Here is a 23,410-nt window from a genome sequence, read left to right as displayed (position 1 = left end):
GATCAAATGTGAGAGCTGGCTTGCCGGCGATGCAGGCCCCTCGGTGCGTCAGGCAGACCGCAGTGATGCCATCGCCGGCAAGCCAGCTCCCACCTTGACCGGCGTTGACCTGAAGGCTGTGTGCTGCTCGACAAACTCGGCACTCAACTCGATCACCCGTCGGTATTGCAGGTCGACCGTGATCATGTGGTAGCAGTTATCCAGCAAAATCTTGGTCACCGGGCCACCGAGGTGGCGTTCCACGTAGTCGGCGTTCCAGCGGCTGGTGATGTCGTCTTCGATGGAATGCAGCACCAGCGCCGGCACCTTGATGTCGGGCATGCGCTTCTTGACCACCGCGTTCATGCGGTGCAATTCGCGCACGGTGATGCCTTCCATGGTCAGCAACCCTGCCTCGCTGCTCTCCCCTTCCTTCATCTGCCGTTCGACGATGGCCCGCAGGCGCTCATTCTTGATGCCGTAGGGCGGCTTCTCTTCGAAGCTGCAAACGTGCACGCCGAATGGAATCTTCATCAGCAACGGCGTGAGGAACGCCAGCTTGTTGATGCTCCAGCCGTCGTACTTCAGGGTGGTGGAGTACATCAGCAGCCCGGCGACCTGGCCTGGGTGTTCGGCGGCCACATACATAGACATCACCGCGCCCATGGACAAGCCGCCGACAAACACCTGCCCGTGGCGTTGCTTGACCTGCAGGAAGGTCTTGCGCACGCCTTCGTACCAGTCACGCCAGCCGGTAGCCTGCAAGTCGCTGTTATCGCCGCAGTGCCCGGCCAACGTGGGCACATACACCGTGCAATTGCCTGTCTTGGCCAGGCCCTTGGCGACCTGGCGCAACTCGGTCGGTGTGCCGGTCAAGCCGTGGATCAACAGGATCCCGACCGGACCTTCACCGAGAACGAAGCCGGCGGTACCTTCACCGAGGTCGATCCCTTGCGCATTCACCGATTGGTCGCTCGCACCAGCAGTTGCTCAAGCAGCTTGAGACCCAATTCGATTTCCGGGTAGCTGATTTCCAGGGACGGTGCCAGGGTGATCACGTTCTTGTAGTAACCGCCCACGTCGAGGATCAGACCCAGCTTCTGGCCGTCCACCACCATGTCGCCTTTCATGCCTTCCTCGACCATATAGTCCAGGGTCGCCTTGTCTGGGGTGAAGCCGTCCGGGCCGCAGATTTCGCAGCGCAGCGCCAGGCCCAGGCCGTCGACATCGCCAATGATCGGGAAGCGTTTTTGCAGGTCCTGCAAGCCTTCCAGGAAGAACTTGCCCTTGGCCATGACCATCGCGCCGTAATCGACTTCGTTGGTCATCTTGAACATTTCCAGGCCGACGGCGGTGCCCAACGGGTTGGAGGCGAAGGTGGAGTGAGTCGAACCTGGCGGGAACACCTTCGGGTTGATCAACTCTTCACGGGCCCAGATACCGCCCAATGGGTTGAGGCCATTGGTCAGGGCCTTGCCGAACACGATCACGTCCGGCTGCACATCGAAGTGCTCGATCGACCAGAGTTTGCCGGTGCGGTAGAAGCCCATCTGGATTTCGTCGGACACCATCAGGATGCCGTGCTGGTCCAGGACGTGCTTGAGCTCGCGGTAGAAGTTCATCGGTGGGATCACGTAGCCGCCGGTGCCCTGGATCGGCTCGACATAGAAAGCTGCGTATTCGCACTGGTTGGTTTTGGGGTCCCAGACGCCGTTGTATTCGGTCTCGAACAAACGGGCGAACTGCTGCACGCAATGGCTGCCGTACTCTTCCTTGGTCATGCCCTTCGGGCCACGGAAGTGGTAAGGGAATGGGATGAAGTTGGCGCGTTCGCCAAAGTGGCCGTAGCGACGACGATAGCGGAAGCTGGAGGTGATCGACGAGGCGCCGAGGGTGCGGCCGTGGTAGCCGCCTTCAAAGGCGAACATCAGGCTTTTGCCGTTGCTGGCGTTACGTACCACTTTCAACGAGTCTTCGATGGACTGCGAACCGCCGACGTTGAAGTGCACGCGGCCGTCGAGACCGAACTTCTTCTTGGCGTCGACCGCGATCATTTCCGAGAGCTCGATCTTGCCTTTGTGCAGATACTGGCTGGCAATTTGCGGCAGGGTGTCGATCTGTTGTTTCAGCGCATTGTTCAGGCGCGGGTTGGCGTAGCCGAAGTTGACGGCCGAGTACCACATCTGCAGGTCGAGGTAAGCCTGGTCTTCGGTGTCCCACACGTAGGAGCCTTCGCAACGGCTGAAAATACGCGGAGGCTCGATGTAGTGAACGGTGTCGCCGTAGGAGCAATACTTGGCTTCTTTATCCAGAAGGATCTGGTCTTCGGCGGTAGCGATACGGATATCAGACATGATGGAAGAGTTCCTGAGTGTCAGAAGAGGTGTTGAAGGTGGTGGCGTTGGCGGCGATGCCTTGGGGCAGCTTGGCCAGCAGTGCGGTCACTTGCGCAAAGGTGTCGAAGCGCGCGTGAGGAATGTGGTTGGCGACGCAGTAGTCGGCGAGGCTGCCCTTGGCGAACACGAAGTCGGCGGTGGACGCCACGCACATGTCGGACTTGCCGTCACCGATCACCAGTACGCGCTTGTTGCGCGGGGTGGATTTGCACTTGCAGTTGCCGGAAGCGGCGCGGCAAGCATCGCTGGCGTAGGGGAAGTCGATACGCCAGCTGTTCTGGTCGACCTGGCGCAGACGGTTGGCGAGGATCGGCAACAAGGTCACGTAATTGCGCGACAGGATGCGCGCGATGCCCTGCTCGATGCCGTCGCTGACCACCTCGATAGAGGCGCCCAGGTCCATGACGTGATCGACGAAATCCGGGAAGTCCGGGTCGATCTCGACGCTGTCGAAATACGCCAGCAGTTCGCTTGGGGTGGCCTTGATCAGCGCCAGTTGGCGGCTCAGGCATTCGCGTGAACCGATATGCCCGTCCAGCCATTGCTGTTCAATGGTTTCCCACTCGGGGCCGGCGAAGCGTTGGAGGACGTTGTCGATGACATCCGTGGGGGTAATGGTCCCATCGAAGTCACACACGATATGCCAGTGGATCATCTACCTGTACCTGAGAGAGCGCGCTGTATGCGCTTGCAACAGGGATAGAGCAGGGAGTGTGCCAACTAGTCAAAACCCAGTCGGGCTGGGGGTTTGCCGGCAGAGTCGCAGTGATAGGCGTGCTGCAAGCTACAATTTTTGTAGCTTGCTACAAACAACATGAGTGCTTGCGCAGGCGCGAGGGTTTGCGCGTTCATGCGCGCCTGTCACCTCAGGAACGTACACCATGACCAACATCACTTCTGCCGTATTCGCAGGTTTGCTCGGCCTATGGGGCTGCTCCAGTGCGGCCTGGGCAGACGGCATCAGCGGCGACGTGGGCGCGGGCCTGAGCTATCAGCCCCATGACCCCACCGGCAGCCGCTACGAAACCCGGCCCGTGCCCTACCTGGACCTGGATTGGGGCGACGTCAGCCTGAGCACCGACGACGGCCTGACCTGGAGCGCGCTGAACACCCACGGCATCACCGCCGGCCCCTATATCAATTACCTGGCAGGGCGTACCTCCAACGGTGAGTTGCAGGGCTTGCGCAATGTGTCGGACATGGCTGAGGTCGGCGGTTTCATCCAGTACGCCCCGGCCAATTTCTGGCGGGTCTACGCGCAGCTGGGCCAGGCCGTGGGCGGCGGTCACTCCCAGAGCGGCACCCTGGGTAAGATCGGCGGCGAACTGGGCTACCCGTTGGGCGGCGGGATTATCGGCAGCAGTGGCCTGGTGGCGCATTTTGCCGATGCGCGCCAGGCCAATACCTTCTTTGGCGTAGACAACAACGAAGCTGCCGCCACCGGCTTTCGGCCCTACAACGCCAGCGGCGGCTTCCAGAACGTGACGTTGAGCCAAAGCTTCGCTTTTCCCCTGGCGCCCCACTGGTCACTGCTGACCAGCGCAAGCTGGGTGCATCTGGTGGGCTCGGCGGCCCGGAGCAGCATCGTCAAGCAGGCCGGCGAGGTGAATCAGGGGCAGGTGCAGACGGCGATCAGCTACACCTTCGACTGAATTACACGGGAGCAAAATTGTGGGAGCGGGCTTGCTCGCGAATGCGATGGGTCAGTTAAATATCGGGGGACTGACACACTGCTTTCGCGAGCAAGCCCGCTCCCACATTGAGACTGTGTTTCATAGCACTATCTTCAGTGCTCTTCGCCCTCAGCCAACAGCGCGATACCACCGATAATCACCACCACCCCTACCCAATGCAACAGGCTGATGTGCTCACCCAACCCCAACCACGACCCCAGCAGCACCGCCACAAACACCAGTGAACTCAGGGGAAACGCCAGCGACAAACTGCTGCGCCGCAAGATCAGCATCCACACAAAAAACGCCCCCAGGTAACTGGCAATCGCCGCCAGGATCCCCGGGTTACGCGCCACGTCGGCCAGCCACTGCCAGGTGAAATCCATCTGCCCCAATTGATCACCGGCCACCTTGGTAAACAATTGCCCGGCGCTTTCGGTGGCAATCAGTAGCGCCCACAGCACCAGGGTGCCCAGGCGCCCATGTAACCAACCGCTATCGACTGTCTGCGTCGTCATGCCTGGCTCCCCGCAATCGCTACCAACATCACACCCAAGGTAATCACCAGCGTGCCCAGCCAACGCCTTGGGCTGACCCTTTCCTTGAGCACCACCCTGCCCGCCAGAACCACCAGGCAATAGGCCAAAGCCGCCAACGGAAACAGCAGACTCAATGGCGCACGGGACAGGGCTTCGAGCCAGACGAAAAACTCGATGACATAGGCGCCGACGCCCGCCCAGAGCAGTGGAGCATTGAACACCTGGCCCCAGAATGCGCGCAGGCTGAACCCGTCATCGAGTTGCGGTAAGCGGTCCACGCCCAGTTTGAAACACAGCTGGCCAATTACATCGAGAACAATGGAAAACGCCAGCAGCAACACCACGGTCAGGGTCACGGGAACAGCTCCTCAAACAGGTTGATCAAGGCCTCATTGGTCGCGGCATTGCGCTGCAAGTCTTGCGCGCTCCAGCGCTGCGGTGGCGGCTGGTCGGACTTGGCTTCCCAGCGCTTGAACGCGTTGCTGAACACCGGCGTGGCGAACTCACCGCACACGTCGATGCCAATGATGCGTTTATGCGCCGCCAACGCCCGCAGGGCCTGGAGCAGATGGGTCAGGCGCATACCGCCCTGATCCCAATTGGTGGCGGCGTCTTCGCTGGCCAGCACATCCTTGTCGATGGTGATCCAGATCGCTTCGGTGGGCAGGCTGGCGATCATCTGGTCGAGGAATTTCGCCCAATCGAGCTCTGCCAGGTTGCGCCAGTGCAGGTGGTTTTCCTGCTGCTGGTGACCCGCTCCATCACCGACCCGACCCCAGACCTTCGACGGCGGGTGCTGCCAGGGAAACAGCTGCAATTGCCCGCGCTTGAGCGCGCCAAGGTTGCCGCCACGCAGTTGTGGGTTATGCAGGTCATCGCTGCACGGGCCGAGGGTGACGATGCGCTTGATCGCCGGCATCTTCAGTGCGCGGTTGACCCACGAACCACAGTGGCGCTTGGGCGCAAAGCGTACCCAGTCGGGGTGGTTGTCGAAGTGGATCAGGCTGACGGGCTCTTTCAGATCAGCCAAAAAGGCCGGCGTAAGGTGGTGATAGTCGCCGGAGCCGACAAACAGGATTTCCGGGCGCGCATCCCTGGGCCGAGACCGTTGGGCCAGGCGTTCGGTAAATCGTTTCCAGGTTTTTTCTGTGGACCACAGGCGCAGTTTCGGCCCCAGGTCGAGCAGGTCCAGACGCGTGGCCCGGCCGCTGGCCAACCGCCGGGCAATGGGCGCCTGACCGGTTAGGCTGTGGTCGAGGTCAAGTATGTTCAAGGTAGTTTTCACCCCTAATGGCAGCGCCCAACCGCAGGCCGGCCGGGCTTTAGGGGGGTAATGCAAGGGATGGGCCAGCGCTTGGATGAGCGCCGTTTTTGAAAACAATGAGTATCAAGTGTGGGAGCTGGCTTGCCTGCTCCCACATTAGAGCGGCGTCAGGATCGCGCTTCGGCAATGATCTGGCGAATCGCGCCCACAAAGGCTTCAGCCGGCTGGCCGCCGCTGACAGCGTACTGGTCGTTGAACACAATGGTCGGCACCGAGGTCACTCCGCGGGTGATCCACAGTTTTTCCTGCTCGCGCACTTCGGCGGCATATTCATCAGAGGCAAGAATTTCGGCGGCGCGCTTCAAGTCCAGGCCGACGCTTTCGGCAATGATCGCCAGGGTCGCGTGGTCGGACGGGTCCTGGCCATCGCTGAAGTACGCCTTGAAGAGGGCTTCCTTGAGGTTGTACTGCAAGCCTTTCAACCCGGCCCAATGCAACAGGCGATGCGCATCGAAGGTGTTGTAGATGCGGCTCTGGCCGTCGGTGCGAAAAGCGAAGCCCAACGCTGCGCCCATGTCGCGGATGCGCGCACGGTTGGCCTGGGATTCTTCGGCGGTGGAGCCGTATTTCTCAGTGATGTGCTCGACGATGTTCTGACCTTCGGCGGGCATGTTCGGGTTCAGCTCGAACGGCTGGAAATGAATCTCTGCCTGCACCTCGGCGCCAAGCTGGTCAAGGGCTTCGGTCAGGCCGCGCAGGCCGATGATGCACCAGGGGCAGGACACGTCGCTGACGAAATCGATTTTCAGGGCAGTACTCATGGTAGGCAACCTCGCTGGCATTAATGCGCCGCAAAGCTACACGATACACCACCGCTACAGCAGCTTCGACCGCTCGCCCTGATCAATCTGCGCCCAGTGCGCCGTATCCTGGCGATGGGCTTGCAGGTAAGGCAACACCGCCGCCAGCAACGGCGCCTTGAACGCTTCCTGGAAACGGTGGGCCAGACCCGGGATCAATTTCAGCTGACTACCCTGGATATGCGCGGCCAGGTGCACACCATGCATCACCGGTAACAACGGATCGGCCGTGCCGTGCACCACCAGGGTCGGCACGCGCAGTTGGTTGAGCAACGGCACGCGGCTCGGTTCGGCAAGGATCGCCATGATCTGACGCTTCACGCCTTCCGGGTTAAACGCGCGGTCGTAGGACTGCGCCGCCTGATGCAGCAACGCCTGACGATCATCCTTTACATTCGGGCTGCCCAGCGCTGCGAGCAAATCGGCTTGCTGCTCCAGAGCCACTTCGCGATTGGGCGCGCTGCGCCGCGAGAGCAATTGCACGAGTGCCGCGTTCGGGGCGGGCAGGCCCTCGGCGCCGGAGCTGGTCATGATCAAGGTGAGGCTTTCCACCCGCTGCGGCGCCATTGCCGCCAGGTGCTGGGCGATCATGCCGCCCATGCTTGCGCCAAGGACATGGAATTGCTGCACCTGCAACGCATCCATCAAGCCCAGCGCGTCGTCGGCCATGTCGGTCAACGTATATGGCGCAGCCACCGGCAAGCCGAGCTTGTAGCGCAGCACCTCGAAGGTCAGGTTGGCACTGGCCGGCGCTTGCCGCCAGGTGGACAGGCCGACGTCACGGTTGTCGTAGCGGATCACCCGAAACCCTTGCTCGCACAGGGCGACCACCACTTCATCCGGCCAGTGGATCAACTGCCCACCCAGGCCCATCACCAGCAGCAAGGCAGGGTCTGACGCCCGCCCGATGCTCTGGTAGGCGATGCTCACCTTTTCCAGGTCGACGGTTTGGGTCGGGACATTGACATCACATCGAGAAGCCGCAAAAGACGGCAGGCCGAATAAAAGAGCGGCCAGTAGAAGCAACACACGCATGAAAAACACCGAAACGCAGAACCCCAGTAGAGCGCGAGTCTGATGAAGTTTGTGCAAGCGCGCTGCCACGGTTGCATGACAATTTGATGAATGACGCTAAACGGTCATCGGTCTCTAACTATGTAGGCCACAACCTTGCGCTTGCTCAACGTTAATGAGGCTCCCTTTATTTACGCGAGCACGATCCCATGGCCCTCCAGGCGCAACTACGCAGCAAGGCCCAGGAACCGATCACCACAGGTCGTGCCATGCGCACTCGCCAGTCACTGCGTATGCTCTACTTCAAGGATTGAAACCATGACCCACACAACAAGCCCCACCGATTTCGGCGCCTGGTCTCCACTGCCGCTAACGAGCATTGACGAAGACCTGTTGGTCGACGCCACACAACGCTGGCAAGACTGCCGCAGCGATATGCTCACGCTGATGGCCGGCATTCCCACGGTTCGCAGTTCGATCAACCGCCTGCTCCAAACCGATCTGCAACTGGACGGCGAGCGCGTGATGCTGCAGTTCTCCGCCACCGAACAACGTGGCCGCAGCCTGATCAGCCTGACCGATGCCTGCCTCTACCTGCAGCAACACCCCAGCCTGGACACCGCGCAAATACCGGAATGCAACCTGCTTTACCTGCCAGCGCAACACACCTTGGCGCAGCACACCGCTGCCCAACTGCTCAATGAGCTTAAAACCCTGGATCTGGAGCAAGCCATAGAGGACAACTGGTTGCGCTATTGGCGCACGGAGCGGGCCCCCAATACGCCTCTGACCTGCCTCAACCGGGCGATCGAACTCTACCGGATCCACTTCGAAGCCAGCGGAGAACACTTGCTGGCCGAGAACAAGGTCCATCCCGAAGTGCTCACACCGTTGTTCTCACTGATCAACCCGGTAGCGCCCACGGCCGACGCGCCAAAATTCTGCGCCGAGCAGCTGTTGCTCAAGCGCACCGGGGCCAATACCATCGCGCTGCCCGGCGCCTGGGTCCTGACCCTGGATACAGAACAACCGGTCAGCCAACTGGTGTACCTGCCGACACAGGCGCCTGCCTGGCATACCTTTAGCCGGCGCCTGGACCTGGAACGCTGGTTGCTCGACCGGCAGACCACGTTGTTCGCAGCCAGCGACATCGATCCCCTGGCCATCATCGAGTACAAGATCAACAACAACCCGCTGGAAGCCGGCCTCAATCTTTGGCTCAAGCAGTTGGCCAACCAGCAATACGAGGACGCGATCAAGCCGTTGGCCCACGTCAAGCTCCACGATGCCTACCAAGCCAGCCAGCATATTGACCAACGCGATGTCCAGCGCCGGGCCCAGGCACTCTTTGCGCAAGCGCCCGAACAACCGGGGACGACCGTCGATGCACAGGTCGACAGCGACCTGCCACAGTTCGGCCTGCTGCATAACGGCATACACGCCAGCCAACGCAAGGTCTTGATACGGCAGCACCGCCTTGCCCTGGAAAAACTGCTCGGCAGCAACACCCCGACGAGCCCAGCCTGGCAATCGTTCGAGCAGCAACTCAATAACCTGAAAGTGCAGCAACGCGCCGCTGAAGACGCGGCACGCGCCATGCTGAACCGTAGGCACCTGGATTTAGCCGCACTCAACACCCACTACTCCGCGCTCTACCAGGCGCGCGTGCAGGGGCTGCGGATCGAAGCGAACATTCAGCGAACCCTGGACCAGATCACCGAAGCCGAACTGCTACAGATCACCAGCGCCCTCGACACGCCTAAGCCCGACGTCATGGCGTTGATGTTGTCGGTCAAGCGGCCCGGCGATCTCCAACCGACACACACCGAACTCAACGGACCGCTGGTCTTGCTCCCCCCCCAGGCCCCGCAACCCCGTACCAACGGCAGCGGCACGCATTTCGTCTACTGGCCCGGTAACGACGGCGGCTTGCAACGCTTCGCCTCCCGACAGGCGCTGGAAGAAGGTTTGTTCGCCATCCATCCCCAAGATGAGGTGCTGGCCCTGCGGTTCAAGCCATTGACACAAGCCCCCTTCGAGTACAGCCTGAGCAGTCAACAAACCGCCTTCGAAGAACAAGCCGCGAGCCTGCGCCAAACCTGGTCCGCCCCCGAACAAGCATCAAGACTTGCCAGTGAGTTGGAAATACTGCGCAAGCAAACACTCCCGACGCTGCTGCTCCCCAATAACATGGCACGCGAAGTGGCGTTTTTACAGCTTATCGAGCAACACAACAGCCAGATGCTTGCCGAGCTGCTGCCAGAGTGGCTGCGCACAAACACCGCTGAAAATCGAGAAGCCTTCAAGGCGATGCTCCCGACCTACGTTCGTGCCCTGAAAAACGCGCAAGCGCTGATGGAGCGCTCGTTGTCACCTCGAGACGAGTTTGTCAGGAAAACGGTCGACGCACGTTTACGCAAGGATTTCTCCCTTAAGCAAGGTTTTACTCTCGACCTGGAATTGCCCGACTCGGTGGTGCAAAAACCTAATATTTTCCTCGATTCATTACCGAACGCACCCCATATCCTCTTCGACGAGCCCAGCGCTGAACGCAGCAAGGTATCTCTGGACTCACTGGCGCTGCAAAATCTCGACAGTGCCCTCAGTGCACGCCTGAAGTTCGTGAGCGTCGAGGTCACCGCCGACGACGTCAATGAGCGCGATGTACTTAAGGCTGGAGTGACGGAGCGGTACCTGGCCAGCACCATTCGCGATCTCAACCTGGCGCAGAAGTATGAAGACCTTATCCGCCAAACATTCAAAGGTGGACCAGAGGAGTCCATGCACCAGAAGCAATACCGACACGAATGCCTGACAGAACCTCTGCGTCTATTGCTCAAGATGCAGGGCAGACTGGCCGTCATGCAAAACCACATAGACACAGGCCAATTGCACCTGCTGAACATCGCGATTGACGCCGCCACCGATGCCGCCTGGAACATTGATGGCAAGCGCATCCGCCTACTGCCGGCCCACCTGAGCGCAGGCGGCAAGGATACGAACGACGAGAGCCCAATCACGCTGTCGGGTATCACGTTTATCGAAGAGCAAAACTCGGGAAATACCTTGCTCTATCTGCCTGAGGCGCCCGATGAACGCTACTTGCGTGGGTTTACCAGCCTTGAGCAGGCGCGCATTGCCCTATTTGAGCTGTGCAACCTCGACTCCATGGCGACCTACGTGGCGGGGCGCGCGATCAAGGGTGATGTGCGGGCCCACGTCGGGCGCATCGGCGACGCCATCGGCAAAAGATACAATGCAATGATCCAGGCCGGCTTCCCCTGGCCGGCCACCACGTCCCTGGCTGCCTATCAGTTGGATGCCCAAATGGGCCGCCTGATCGAGGCCAACCGCAATGACGCACGCTCCAACGACGACTTGGCAAATGAACGGTACGCACTCAAGAGCGGAACGCTTCTTCTCGGTATCAAAATCGCCGTGTCTTTTGTGCCCTTTGTAGGTGCCGTCGTATCCCTTGTGGACGCCTCCACCACCATGAATCAAGCGGTGGCCGCGTTTCGGCGAGGTGACACCAAACAAGGCCTCGAACAAATGATCTCGGCGCTCCAGTCTCTGGCCCAGGCGGTTGGGGACGTCGCGATATCCGCCGCCTTACCCGGTCCACGCGGCAGTGCGGCCCGGCAAATGACTCGCGCTCATCAGCTCAAACACCTGCCTGGCACCAGCTTGTGGCGATCATTGAAGTCACGCCAGGGGACAACCACCCGCGAGCGCTTCGCCGGCTTCGAACACCCCGAGACCATTAAGGCCGGCAATCTGCAACCGGTGTTGACCGGGCCCTATCGCCACACCTTGCGCCATAATGTGTCCGGCGATTACTTCATCCTCAGTGAAGGTCGTTACTACAGGGTCAGGTTCGACGCCCACACCGCAGAAATGCGCCTGATTGCCAGAAACAGGTATGACAGCGTGGTCATTGAACTGGACCCTGCCCTGCAATGGGACACCTACGGCGCGCTGCACGGTGGTCGCAACACCGTTTATGGCGGTGGCAGCCGGCGCGGAGGACGCGGGGGAGGCCAGCCGGGGAGCGTTCCACCTGCAGTCAATCGAGAACTCCCGGCATCCGCGCTAGAGGTCAATACGCAGCGCGCTACGCTCGGTAAAAATGTGATAACCCAACACAACGACCTTGTGACCCAAGTCGATGCCTGCACCGCAAAATTAAGAAAACACGCAAACGACTATCCAGACCCCCAAGTCGCGTCCACTCAAAGAACAACAGACAGCAAAGCCCTGGATGTCGACCTGGCCAGGGACATCGAAAGCGCCAAGAAGATGTATACGTCGCTCGAACTGGCCCAGCAACAGCAAGTCCGCCTACCCAACTTCAACTATGCTGTACAACTGAGTAAAACAGCCCACATTGTGTCTGACCGACTCAATCACCTGATTCACCATGCCACCAATCGGTCCGTGGCGTCATTTGACCGATCCATGGCGATCATCCAGCAGCTGGATAACCTGCCTTCAGCCTCCCCCATCACTCAAACACTGCTCAGTGAAGTGAGGCAATGCCGCCTGGACATACTTGATGATCTTAACGTGATAGAGCGCTCGATGAAGGACATGGGCACCTGGAGCAAACGCATTACCGCCAGAACGGCACGCACTGAGGTCGCGGCCAACCTGGCTTATTGGAAGCAGAGATTTACCGACCTGCGCATTACCAGTATGCGCAGCGGCCAACTGTTGCACCCAATCACCCGCCGACAGCAAACCGTGGACATTGACTGGATCTACCAGGAAACTGCGGTGAATCAGGCCAGGAACAACGTCAGCCGCGCTCTAACCGCGCACATGACCCTACCCGAAGCCAATATCAGCCGGGTTGAACGCAATCGAATATTGCAGAACTGCATCAAGGTCTATGAAGAGTTTTCACGTGATCTGAGTGCCTGGAACGAGAGGTCACCAGATCATTTCGATCCGAACTTTTTCCAACTCATGCAAAAAGACCTTGACCGCTTGATTCGAAAAGCCGAACGGGCCATCAAGAAACCCGCCTCCGAGCCCAATCCAAACGCTACTCGGACCGCCTTTGAAACCGAGGACGGGCAACTATTGATAGGCACCGAAAAACCCGCCGGGCAACAATCACCGCGACAATTCATCATCAGCGACGCCGACGGCAATCCCACTGAGGTATGGGATAAGATTGGCGACAGCAACACCTACCGTTTGAACCTGACCCAGAGCCAACCTGCCGCCGCCCCGCCTGCGCTGCCCACCGACCGCCGCGCCACACTTGCGGATGCCCGTACCCGCCTGGACGGAGTGGATGCTTATGAACAGCAGGTGCGAGGGTACAAAACCATGGAGCCGATCAACCTCGAACACAGGCTGGTCACCGAAGCCAAACAACTCAGGACTCGCGCCAACAACGTGCAAAGCCTCGACGCGGGCAACCCGATTGTCGATCAATTGCGCATTCGTGCAACTGCGCTTGAACAGGCAGGCGAAGCCTTACGGATCCAACGTAGCCTGGAAAGCCCAACGCCGACTGAAGGCTACCTGGACTATCTGGTCGGTAAAGGCCGAGTTGTGATTCGAAAAATCGGCGCGCGTAAAAAGCTCAGGGACAAACGCCCCGACGGCAAAGACGACTACCTGCAGGAATACGAGATCTACGACTCGAACCGGCAGGCTAAGGCTGACCAACCGATCTGGTACGCGCACTTTCACTATGACGCGCTGCAGTCCTCGTTCGACAGTTTCCCCAAGGCGCATTTAAAGCTCTTTGCACAACGCTACTTGGGCATGAAATGGCAAGCCGCAGCAGAGGGACTGGCCTTTGTAGACACTAAAATCTGGCGTGGGTCTATCGAAAAGCCCTTCGCCAGAATGCACTTCCAGGCGCTGAAGTAATCCCAACAGGTGGGCGGCCAACATGAAGAGCTTTCAATGAATTATCATTGTGCGCAAATACTATTCATGGAGGCCACAGTGCTGGAAATTCGTCATCTAAAAACACTGCATGCCCTGCGTGAAGCCGACAGCCTGGTGGAGGCAGCCGAGCGCCTGCACCTGACCCAGTCCGCCTTGTCCCACCAGTTCAAGGAACTGGAAGAGCGCCTGGGCATGCCGCTGTTCGCACGCAAGACCAAGCCTGTGCGCTTTACCAGCGCAGGCCTGCGTCTGCTGCAACTGGCGGACGCCACCCTGCCCTTGCTGCGTGGCGCCGAACGCGACATCGCACGGCTGGCAGGCGGCACCGCCGGGCGCCTGCACATGGCCATCGAATGCCACAGCTGCTTCCAGTGGCTGATGCCGACTATCGACCAGTTCCGCGATGCCTGGCCCGAGGTCGAGCTCGACCTGGCCTCCGGCTTTGCCTTCGCGCCATTGCCGGCACTGGCCCGTGGAGACCTCGACCTGGTGGTGACTTCCGACCCGCTGGAGCTGCCGGGTATCACCTATGTGCCGCTGTTCACCTACGAAGCCATGTTGGCCGTGGCCAACCAGCACCCGCTGGCGAACAAGTCATACATCGTGCCGGAAGATCTGCTGACGGAAACCCTGATCACCTACCCGGTGGAAAGAGACCGCCTGGACATCTTCACCCGCTTCCTGGAACCTGCCGACGTGGAACCCGCCCTGGTACGCACCTCGGAGCTGACGGTGATGATGATGCAACTGGTGGCCAGCGGCCGAGGCGTCTGCGGTATGCCCCACTGGGCGCTGCATGAGTACAGCTCACGCGGGTATGTGAAGGCCAAGCGCCTGGGCGAGAAAGGTCTGTTCGCCACGCTGTACGCGGGCATTCGGGCGGACATGCTGGATGCGCCGTACATGCGCGACTTCTTGCTGACGGCCAAGGACACGTCGTTTTCCACCCTGGATGGGGTCAGCGCAGTGCGTTAAGCGACTTCGCAGCCCCCCTAACCACGATGCGAAGCGAGCCGCTCTTGATCCTGATCTGCTTTTGATCTTGATCTTAAGCGCCCCGTCAAACCATGCTGGCCGTAATCCGCCATGGATTTGGGGCTCTTTTCCAAAAGTGACCCGCTGTAAAAGCGGAACCAATAGCAGCCGTTACCCAAATAACGGATATGTACTCGGTCTGATCCAGCATCCCAACCAACCCTGAGGCCGCCATCGGGAGCAAGTCGAACCGTCGCACCGCCCCTCCCACATTGGATATCACTGATCTTTTAACTCACGCCACATGTGGATCTTGTCGAAATACTCCTCACCAACCCGCACCGCCAACGGCTCCAAGCCGTACTGAATGAAGCCGCAACGCTGGTACAGCGCAAACGCTGCCTCATTCCCGGCAGTGACAGTCAGTTGGATCAGTTCCAGCCGCGGGTGTCTACGGGCCTCCTCCAGCGCAGCCTCTACCAGTTGCCGCCCCAATCCCCGTTGTTGATAAGCCGCACTCACATACATGCCGAATAATGTTGCCTTGTGCCACGCCTTCTCCCGCGGCTCGAACGCCAGGCCGGCGATACCCGCCAGTTGGTCGCCCTCGAATGCGCCAAGCAGGTGATCCAGAGCGCTGCTCACGCGTTTTTCCCACCAGCTCAGGGGCATCGCGGCGCGCTCGGCAACACTGGAGGTAAACGCCTGGGGATAAGCGCCATAAGCCTCAAGCATCAACGCCCGATACGCCAGGGCATCGCTAGCCTGCAGCGGGCGAATCATCATGCGCTGAGCAAGGAAGCACGATAATGCGGCAGGATGAACTCACGCGTCAGCGGCGCCAACTCCAGGCCGCCGTCGCCCATGGGGTCGATCCAGCATATTTCTTCTATTTCAGCCGCCGGTTCGACCGCCACGTCGATATGCAGCTGGTACATATCGGCCTGCACCATAAAACCCGGCTCGTTTGCGGCCCGGCTCGAGAATTGGCCGAGGTACACGGCCTCTTGCGGATTGATGTGCAGGTTCAGCTCTTCGTGCAGCTCACGAGCCAACGCCTGGAGCGGGGTTTCGTCAGCGTCGATCTTGCCGCCAGGCTGCATGAAAGCCCGGGTGCCGCGCTTGCGTACCAGCAGGGTTTGGCCGTCTTTATCGATCAGGACGGCGGCGGCGATGCGGATAGTTGAATGGCTCATGAAGGAATCGAGGTCTCGTCCGGTTGTTTGATGAATATGCTGTATTTGGCACCCTCCATGGCTTCGAAGGCAATCAGCTTGTCTACCAGCGGCAGGTTCAACACCTTGCCGGCGTTGAGCAGCAACATGCCGTTGTCGGCATTGAGGTTGCGGGCCAGCACCATCCCGGCTTCAAGTTCGCGGGTAGTGAGGACTTTGACCGTAGGGTCGCCCAGGGTCACGTCACTGAGGAAAGTCGCGCAGGCCAGCACAAAGTCTTCCACCAGCGCCGGGTCATACAAACGCCCGGCGTATTTGCGGATATACAGCAGCGCTTCGTCGCTGTTCAGGTGCCGCTCCAGGATCAGGCCCTTTTGCAACTCGATGAAGTCCACGGCCAGTTTCAGCAGGCGCGAACCCGACGGAATCGCGTCGCCCTTGAGGTGGTCGGGAAACCCCGAGCCGTCCCAGCGCTCCTGGTGATGACGAATGATCCGCGCTGCATCCTTCATCGGCTCCAGGGTCATCAACAGTGATTCGCTCTGGGTCGGGTACTCGCGATACTGCGCGCGGTCGGTGCTGTGCAGCTTGTCCGCCGGCGACACCATCATGCTGTCGCTCCAGCTCAGCTTGCCGATGTTGTACAGCGCGGCGGCCATGGTCAGGTCGCGGGTGCTGGCTTCATCCAGGGACTGGGCGGCACAGCACACGCGGATCAGCTCGATCAACGCGCGGTTGGTCTGCTTGTTCTTGGGCAAGCGCAGGTTGGCCAACAGCGAAAACACTTCAGTGCCGGTCACGTAGCTGCGCTTGAGCTCGTCATAGGCCAGGTCGAGCATATCGGCGGTCTGCTGCAACTCGGCGGTGCGCGCGGTCACGCGTTTTTCCAGGGTGGCGTTGAGCGCTTTGAGCTGCTCGTTCTGCTCGCGGGTCAGGTGTTGGAGCCGCTGGTGTTCGAGGCACTGCTGCAGCACCAGTATCAGCTCTGCGTCATTCCAGGGCTTGCTGATGTAACGGTGGATCTGCCCGTCATTGATTGCCTTGATGATGGTGTCATGGTCTGCGTAACCGGTGAGCAGGATGCGGCCGGTGGCGGGATACAGGCGGTGAACCTGCGCCAGAAGCGTGGCCCCGTCCATACCGGGCATACGCGCATCGCTCATCACCAAATCCACGGGCCGACTGGCCATGATCTCCAGCGCCTGGGCGCCGCTGGTGGCCAATAACACCTCGTAAGGCTGGCCGCGCAGCAAGCGGCGCAGGCTATTGAGGATCGATTCCTCATCGTCAACCAGCAAAACGGCAGACTTCGTAGCGAGTTGTTCATCCATGGTGACTCTGCCTTCAAATTGAACGAAGTTAAGCTAGATTGACGCGGGGGGGGGGCGTGCCCGTACCGGCTCCCGGCGCACAGCGCTGTTGATTTGACGCCAACTGGCCGTCGATATCAAGGAGCTCGACTATGCTGTCACTGCCAGTGGGCACCGAGCTACGCAGTCCAGCCAGGGAAGGAATCGCTATGCCATCAAGTCTTTTGCCTAGGCCAGACGCGCCATGAACACCCAAGGTGAACGGGCCAACCGTCGCATCCTCATCGTCGATGACACCGCCTCGATCCATCAGGACTTTCGCAAGATCCTCTGCGCCGATGAAGACGCCAAGCCCTCCCTCGACACCCTGGAGTCGACCCTGTTCGGCACCACTGCACCGTTGCGCCAAGCGTTCGAGCTGGATTCCGCCTACCAGGGTCAGGAAGCGCTGGCGCTGGTGAACAAGGCGCTGGCGGACAACGCCCCCTACGCCATGGTGTTTATCGACATGCGCATGCCGCCCGGCTGGGACGGGCTGCAAACCATCGAACAGCTATGGAACGTCGACCCCAACCTGCAAATCGCCCTGTGCACCGCCTACTCCGACTATTCCTTTGAGGCCATCGAAGCGCGACTGAAATACAGCGATCAGTTGCTGATCCTGAAAAAACCTTTCGACCCCTTGGAAATCCGCCAGATGGCCAGCGCACTGACCTGGAAATGGCAACTGGTCCAGGACGTGGCCCACAAGGTGCTCGGCCTGGAACGCATCATTGAAGAACGTGTGCAGGAACTGCTGAAGGTCTCGCACCTGTTGCAATACGATGCCCTCACCGAGTTGCCCAACAGCACGTTACTCGGCGACCGGCTGACCCAGGCCATCGCCCTGGGCCGGCGGCATGACTCGCAACTGGCGGTGATGTTTATCGGGCTGGACCGCTTCAAACGCATCAACAACGCCCTTGGCTATCCGGTGGGCGATGAAGTGCTGCAGCACGTCAGTCGCAGCCTGGTGGCGACGGTACGCGCTTCGGACTCAACGTTTCGCTACGGCGCCGATGAATTCGTGATCCTGCTCAACGATATCCAGCACCCTCAGCAAACCCAACACATTGCGCAAAAACTGCTCAGCGCCGTCAGCGCAACGCGTCATATTGCGGGGCACGACCTGAACGTCACCGCTAGCCTGGGTATCAGCATTTACCCCAATGACAGTACCAATGCGGTGCAACTGATCAAGCACGCCGAAACCGCCATGCGCACCAGCAAGGAACGCGGCCCCAACGACTTCAGCTTTTACACCGAAGACATGAACCGCCGCGCCCAGCACCAGCAAAACCTGGAGAGCGCGATGCGCCAGGCCCTGGAACGCCATGAGTTCGTCCTGCATTACCAACCCAAGCTGGATCTGGCGTCCGGGCGGATCGTCGGCGCCGAGGCGTTGACCCGCTGGTTTGAACCGCAGTCAGGCTGGATCAGCCCGGCGCAGTTTATTCCGGTGGCCGAAGACAGCGGGCTGATCGTGCGCCTGACCCAGTGGGTGTTGCGCCAAGCCTGCGAGCAAGCCCAAGCCTGGCGGGATCTGGGCCTGGCGCCGCTGCGCATGTCGGTGAACATCTCGGCGATCGACTTTCGCCAACGGGACTTCGTCGACAACCTGGCCGCCATCCTCAAGCAAACCGGCCTGCCGCCCGCCCAGCTGGAGCTGGAAATCACCGAAAGCGTGCTGATGCAGAATGTCGACGAGACCGTAGATACCCTGCGCAGAATCAAGGCCATGGGCGTGCGTCTGGCGCTGGATGATTTCGGTACCGGCTATTCGAGTCTGAGCTACCTGCGGCGCTTTCCCATCGATGTGCTGAAAATCGACCAGTCCTTCGTGCGCGGCCTCAGCGTAAATAACCAGGACGAACAACTGATCAGCGCTATCATCGGCATGGGCAAGAGCCTGGAGCTGAACATCATTGCCGAAGGCGTGGAAACCGTCGAGCAACTCAATTTCCTCAAGGCCCACAAGTGTGAAGAGGGCCAGGGTTTCCTCTTCAGCAAGGCGTTGCCCCCCAAGGATTTCGTGCAGTTGCTGCAAGTGGGTTGCGCGACACTGATGCCCCATCCATAGCCCTAGGCCTGCAAGGAGTGCTCGCTTGAGCAACGTTTCAACTACCCGATTCAGCCTTGTGCTCGCGTTTTGCCTGTGCACCGGCGCAGCACTCGCAGCCGCACCGCTGGACGAAGCGCTCAAGCCGTTGCCGAGTGTTCCCCTACAGGATCCGGCCAAGGTTGAGCTGGGCCGTCGGCTGTTCAATGAGCCGCGCTTATCGGCTAATAACAGCTTGTCCTGCGCCAGCTGCCATCACCTGGAAACCGGCGGTGCCGACAACAAACCTTTCTCCCTAGGCCTGGATGGCAAGCCGGTGCCACTCAATACGCCCACCGTGTTCAATGCCAGCCTGAACTTCAAGCAGTTCTGGGATGGCCGGGTCGACACCCTTCAAGCGCAGATCGAGCACGCGGTCATCAGCCCGATGGAAATGGGCAGCGACTGGAAAGCCGTGGAATACAACCTGTCCGCCCACCCTGATTACCAGCGCGCCTTCGCGCAGGTGTATGCCGATGGCGTCAGTGCCGCCAACGTGCAGGACGCGCTGGCGAGTTACGAGCGCACGCTGCTGACGCCCAACTCGCGATTTGACCAGTACCTGCTGGGCAACACCGAAATTCTGACGATCAAGGAAAAATACGGCTACCAGCGTTTCAAGGAGTACGGCTGTATCGCCTGCCATCAGGGCGTGAATATCGGCGGCAATATGTTGCAGAAATTCGGCGTGATGGGCGATTACTTCAAGGCACGTGGCAACCCGGTCGAATCGGACCTGGGCCGCTACCTGCTGACCGGCGATGAAGAGGACCGCCACGTGTTCAAGGTGCCCAGCCTGCGCAATGTGGCCGTCACCGCGCCCTACTTCCACGACGCTTCGGCCAAGACCCTGGAGGACGCGGTCGACGTGATGTTCAAGTACCAGTTGGGGCGCACTCCGTCCCAAGAAGACAAGGAACTGATTATCCAGTTTCTCAGAACCTTGACCGGCGAATGGGCGGGCAAGCCGCTATGAGACGTTTTTCGCGCCGTCGTGCCAGCCAGATGCTGCTGGGCCTGATAGCCTTGTTATTGGCCTCTACACTGGTGTTTTTGTACCTCAAATCTTCCCGCGACCAAACAGCCACTTATACCCAGTCCCGAGACCTGATCCGCCAGCTTCAGCAACTCAATGCCCAATGGGACAGTGAAGTGCTCAAGGCCCGGATCGCGATTACCCACAACTACGATCCGCTGGTCACGCCCCTCTCGGACATGACCCGTATCTGGTCTGAACTGCAAGGCCGCGACACCTACCACAACCCTGCCGACCTGCCGAGTTGGCAAGCCAGCCAGGCAGCGTATGTGGCCGCCATCCAGGAAAAAGCCCGCCTGGTGGATCAGTTCAAGTCCCACAACGCCGTGTTGCGCAACTCGCTGGCGTTTTTGCCGACCGCCGAAGACGACATTCAAGCCCAATTCAACCAGATTGACGATCAAGGCCGGCTGCAACTGCAAGGCGTGGCCACCGACACTTACGACCTGCTGCTCAGCAGCCTGGAGTTTGCCCAGGTCACCAGCGATGAACGCGCCGCCGATATCCTGGTGGGCCTGGGCAAACTGGCGATCAACAAACAGAGCCTGCCCAGTGAGTTCCAGGCGCCGGTGGAGATCCTCAGCAACCATATTTCGCTGATCCTGCGCGAGCAGCCGCTGGTCAACAGCCTCCTCGAACGCATTGCTGCCGTGCCGGTGGCCGAGCGCCTCGATGACCTGACCACCCACCTCAATCAGGACCAGCAGACCGCGGACCTCGTTGACCATCAATATCATCGCTACCTGCTGATTTTCTCGACGCTGCTGGTGGTGCTGTTGCTCTACCTGGCGGTGCGCCTGCTGCGCAGTTTCGCCGAGATCAACCGCGTCAATCGCGCCTTGCAATCGGCCAACGAAACCCTGGAGCAACGGGTGGAACGGCGCACCCAACAACTCAAGGATGCCCAGAGCGAACTGCTGGACAGCGCCCGCCAGGCAGGCATGGCAGAGATCGCCACCAACGTGCTGCACAACGTCGGCAACGTGCTCAACAGCGTGAATATTTCTGCCGAGCTGGTCAGCCGTAAACTGCGCGGCAGCAAAGCGCTGGGCCTGGGCAAAGCGATGCAATTGATCAACGCACACCAGGGCGACCTGGGCAGCTTTTTCACCGAAGATGAAAAGGGCAAATTGCTGCCCGGCTACCTCAACCAACTGGTGGAAGCGATCGCCGTGGAGCAACAGGGCATGAGTGATGAGCTGGCGCAACTGAGCAAAAGCATCGATCACATCAAGGACATCGTCTCGACCCAGCAATCCTATGCCGGCGCTGCCACATTGCTGGAGCCGATCAATATTGGCGCCTTGATGGACGATGCCCTGCGCATGAACGCCGGCGCGCTGAGCCGTCACCACGTCACTGTGGTCAAGGAATACGCACAGGTACCGCAGATCCTCGGCGACAAACACCGCCTGCTGCTGATCATGGTCAACCTGATCAGCAACGCCAAGTACGCCATGTCCAACCTTTCCGAGAGGCCACGACAAATCACGCTGAAGGTCGAGGCCCAGGGTGAAGACACCTTGAAGATCAGTGTGAAGGACGATGGCGAAGGCATACCGCCCGAGAACATGACACGGATCTTCACCCATGGTTTTACCACGCGCAAAGAAGGCCATGGCTTCGGCCTGCACAGCTGCGCCCTGGCCGCGGTGCAAATGCACGGCCAGCTCAGTGCTCACAGCGACGGGCCGGGCCTCGGCGCGGTATTCACCTTGACCATTCCCCTGACCCTTGCCGGAAGCAGCTCATGAACCAACCTCCCAACCGGCGTGTACTGCTGATCGATGACACACCGTCCATTCATGAGGATTTTCGCAAGATCCTGATGCCGGACACTGCGCCCAACCAGGTGCTGGATGACATGGAGTCGGCACTGTTTGGCGAAGCGGCCAAGCCCCAGGCCCAGGCGTTCGAACTGCATTCGGCCTATGGCGGCGAAGAGGGCCTGGGCTTGCTCACCAGCGCCATGGCGCAGCAGCGTCCTTATGCACTGGCGTTCGTTGACATGCGCATGCCCCAGGGCTGGGACGGCGCGAAGACGATCGAGGCGCTATGGCAGGTCGCACCCGAGTTGCAAGTGGTGGTGTGCACCGCGTACTCGGATTACTCCTGGGAAGACCTGCTGTTGCGCCTGCAGGCCCATGACCGTTTGCTGATCCTGAAAAAACCGTTCGACAATATTGAAGTGCAACAAATGGCCAATACCCTGGCCAATAAATGGGACATGGCCCGGCGTGCGTCGCTGCAGACATCTCTGCTGGAACAACTGGTTGAACAACGCACCCAGGCGCTGCAATTGGAAATCAACGAGCGCAAGCATCTGGAAAGCCAACTGGTGCAGTCGGAAAAGCTCGCCTCCCTTGGGCAGCTCGCCGCGGGCGTCGCCCATGAAATCAACAACCCGGTGGGGTTTATTTCCTCCAACCTCAGCACGCTCGACAGCTACTTCACGCAGCTGCAACAGATGCTCGACGCCTATCAACGCAGTGAGGAACACCTCGCGGCGCCAGAACAGCGCAATCAGCTAAAGGTTTTGCGCACCGACCTGGAACTGGATTTCCTCAAGGAAGACATACCGATCCTGATCCGCGAATCCAAGGAAGGCATTGGCCGTGTCGTGCAGATCGTCAAAGACCTGAAGAACTTCTCACGCGTGGATAACGACCAGACCTGGCAACTGGCTGACCTGCAGCAAGGCATCGATTCGACCCTGAACATCGTCGCCAGCGAACTCAAGTACAAGGCCGACGTGGTCAAGCACTACACGCCCCTGCCGGACATCGAATGCCTGGCCTCGCAGCTCAATCAGGTAGTGATGAACCTGGTGATCAATGCGGCCCAGGCCATGGGGCCGGAGCGTGGCACCATTACCATCAGCAACGGTGTGGAAGGCGAAAATATCTGGCTGGAAGTAGCCGATAACGGCTGCGGAATTGCCCCTGAAAGCCTACAGAAGATTTTCGACCCGTTCTTTACCACCAAGCCCGTGGGCGAAGGGACTGGACTGGGGTTGTCACTGTCCTACGGCATCGTCAAGAAACACGGCGGGGATATTTCCGTCAGCAGCGAACTGGGCAGAGGCACGACATTTCGCGTGGTGTTGCCGATTCGCCAGACGGCGGCGTAGGGCACGCCGCCG

General features: G+C 59.9%; 18 protein-coding genes. 7 read left to right on the top strand and 11 right to left on the bottom strand.

Annotated features, from left to right (window positions below):
* Positions 1-48 precede the first annotated feature (48 nt).
* From PSEBG33_RS21285 to PSEBG33_RS21295, 3 genes are read right to left on the bottom strand one after another with little or no spacing between them, the layout of a single operon-like run.
* Positions 49-942, bottom strand: a complete 894-nt coding sequence (locus PSEBG33_RS21285; protein ID WP_005785233.1) for an alpha/beta hydrolase — start codon at positions 940-942, stop codon at positions 49-51.
* Positions 939-2,333, bottom strand: a complete 1,395-nt coding sequence (locus PSEBG33_RS21290; protein WP_005785231.1) for an aspartate aminotransferase family protein — start codon at positions 2,331-2,333, stop codon at positions 939-941. Before PSEBG33_RS21290 ends, PSEBG33_RS21285 begins: the two co-directional genes overlap by 4 nt.
* Positions 2,326-3,030, bottom strand: a complete 705-nt coding sequence (locus PSEBG33_RS21295; RefSeq protein WP_005785229.1) for an MtnX-like HAD-IB family phosphatase — start codon at positions 3,028-3,030, stop codon at positions 2,326-2,328. Before PSEBG33_RS21295 ends, PSEBG33_RS21290 begins: the two co-directional genes overlap by 8 nt.
* A 226-nt stretch (positions 3,031-3,256) precedes the next feature.
* Between PSEBG33_RS21295 and PSEBG33_RS21300 the strand changes: the two genes are divergently transcribed.
* Positions 3,257-4,027 (top strand): MipA/OmpV family protein, encoded by a 771-nt coding sequence (locus PSEBG33_RS21300; RefSeq protein ID WP_005785228.1) that lies wholly within the window; start codon positions 3,257-3,259, stop codon positions 4,025-4,027.
* 134 nt (positions 4,028-4,161) lie between these two features.
* On the opposite strand, the gene PSEBG33_RS21305 is transcribed toward PSEBG33_RS21300, so the two are convergent.
* From PSEBG33_RS21305 to PSEBG33_RS21325, 5 genes are all read right to left on the bottom strand, one after another.
* A complete protein-coding gene (locus tag PSEBG33_RS21305) occupies positions 4,162-4,566 on the bottom strand; it encodes an EamA family transporter (protein WP_005785226.1) in 405 nt (134 codons plus the stop codon).
* Complete coding sequence (locus tag PSEBG33_RS21310; protein WP_005785225.1) at positions 4,563-4,943, bottom strand: EamA family transporter; 381 nt, start codon at positions 4,941-4,943, stop codon at positions 4,563-4,565. Before PSEBG33_RS21310 ends, PSEBG33_RS21305 begins: the two co-directional genes overlap by 4 nt.
* Positions 4,940-5,860 (bottom strand): arginase family protein, encoded by a 921-nt coding sequence (locus PSEBG33_RS21315; protein WP_032803279.1) that lies wholly within the window; start codon positions 5,858-5,860, stop codon positions 4,940-4,942. The genes PSEBG33_RS21310 and PSEBG33_RS21315 overlap by 4 nt, the downstream gene beginning before the upstream one ends.
* Positions 5,861-6,018: 158 nt before the next feature.
* Positions 6,019-6,672: a DsbA family oxidoreductase gene (locus PSEBG33_RS21320; RefSeq protein ID WP_005785221.1), complete on the bottom strand. Its 654-nt coding sequence runs from the start codon at positions 6,670-6,672 to the stop codon at positions 6,019-6,021.
* A gap of 54 nt (positions 6,673-6,726) precedes the next feature.
* Entirely contained in the window at positions 6,727-7,746 is a 1,020-nt protein-coding gene (locus PSEBG33_RS21325; protein WP_005785219.1) for an alpha/beta fold hydrolase, read from the bottom strand.
* Positions 7,747-8,043: 297 nt separating this feature from the next.
* Between PSEBG33_RS21325 and PSEBG33_RS21330 the strand changes: the two genes are divergently transcribed.
* Both PSEBG33_RS21330 and metR read left to right on the top strand, forming a co-directional pair.
* A complete protein-coding gene (locus PSEBG33_RS21330) occupies positions 8,044-13,614 on the top strand; it encodes a dermonecrotic toxin domain-containing protein (RefSeq protein WP_005785217.1) in 5,571 nt (1,856 codons plus the stop codon).
* A gap of 78 nt (positions 13,615-13,692) precedes the next feature.
* Entirely contained in the window at positions 13,693-14,610 is a 918-nt protein-coding gene (metR, locus tag PSEBG33_RS21335) for a transcriptional regulator MetR (RefSeq protein WP_005785216.1), read from the top strand.
* Between the two features lie 279 nt (positions 14,611-14,889).
* On the opposite strand, the gene PSEBG33_RS21340 is transcribed toward metR, so the two are convergent.
* The 3 genes from PSEBG33_RS21340 to PSEBG33_RS21350 are packed head-to-tail and all read right to left on the bottom strand — an operon-like array spanning position 14,890 to position 17,116.
* Positions 14,890-15,396 carry a GNAT family N-acetyltransferase gene (locus PSEBG33_RS21340; RefSeq protein ID WP_005785214.1) on the bottom strand — a complete coding sequence of 169 codons (507 nt, stop codon included), beginning with the start codon at positions 15,394-15,396 and terminating at the stop codon, positions 14,890-14,892.
* Positions 15,393-15,806, bottom strand: coding sequence for an NUDIX hydrolase (locus PSEBG33_RS21345; RefSeq protein ID WP_005785212.1), 414 nt, complete (start codon positions 15,804-15,806; stop codon positions 15,393-15,395). The genes PSEBG33_RS21340 and PSEBG33_RS21345 overlap by 4 nt, the downstream gene beginning before the upstream one ends.
* Positions 15,803-17,116: an HD domain-containing phosphohydrolase gene (locus PSEBG33_RS21350; protein ID WP_005785210.1), complete on the bottom strand. Its 1,314-nt coding sequence runs from the start codon at positions 17,114-17,116 to the stop codon at positions 15,803-15,805. The genes PSEBG33_RS21345 and PSEBG33_RS21350 overlap by 4 nt, the downstream gene beginning before the upstream one ends.
* Positions 17,117-17,339: 223 nt before the next feature.
* On the opposite strand from PSEBG33_RS21350, the gene PSEBG33_RS21355 reads away from it, so the two are divergent.
* From PSEBG33_RS21355 to PSEBG33_RS21370, 4 genes are read left to right on the top strand one after another with little or no spacing between them, the layout of a single operon-like run.
* Positions 17,340-19,214: a putative bifunctional diguanylate cyclase/phosphodiesterase gene (locus tag PSEBG33_RS21355; RefSeq protein WP_005785208.1), complete on the top strand. Its 1,875-nt coding sequence runs from the start codon at positions 17,340-17,342 to the stop codon at positions 19,212-19,214.
* A gap of 25 nt (positions 19,215-19,239) precedes the next feature.
* Positions 19,240-20,208, top strand: coding sequence for a cytochrome-c peroxidase (locus PSEBG33_RS21360; RefSeq protein WP_005785206.1), 969 nt, complete (start codon positions 19,240-19,242; stop codon positions 20,206-20,208).
* A complete protein-coding gene (locus PSEBG33_RS21365) occupies positions 20,205-22,022 on the top strand; it encodes a DAHL domain-containing protein (protein WP_005785205.1) in 1,818 nt (605 codons plus the stop codon). The genes PSEBG33_RS21360 and PSEBG33_RS21365 overlap by 4 nt, the downstream gene beginning before the upstream one ends.
* Complete coding sequence (locus tag PSEBG33_RS21370; RefSeq protein ID WP_005785203.1) at positions 22,019-23,398, top strand: ATP-binding protein; 1,380 nt, start codon at positions 22,019-22,021, stop codon at positions 23,396-23,398. The genes PSEBG33_RS21365 and PSEBG33_RS21370 overlap by 4 nt, the downstream gene beginning before the upstream one ends.
* Positions 23,399-23,410: the final 12 nt, after the last annotated feature.

Origin of the sequence: Pseudomonas synxantha BG33R (genome assembly GCF_000263715.2) — a bacterium.
Lineage (GTDB): Bacteria > Pseudomonadota > Gammaproteobacteria > Pseudomonadales > Pseudomonadaceae > Aquipseudomonas > Aquipseudomonas synxantha_A.
Note: the sequence above shows the minus strand (reverse complement) of the source record. Positions and strands in the feature narration are given on the sequence as shown.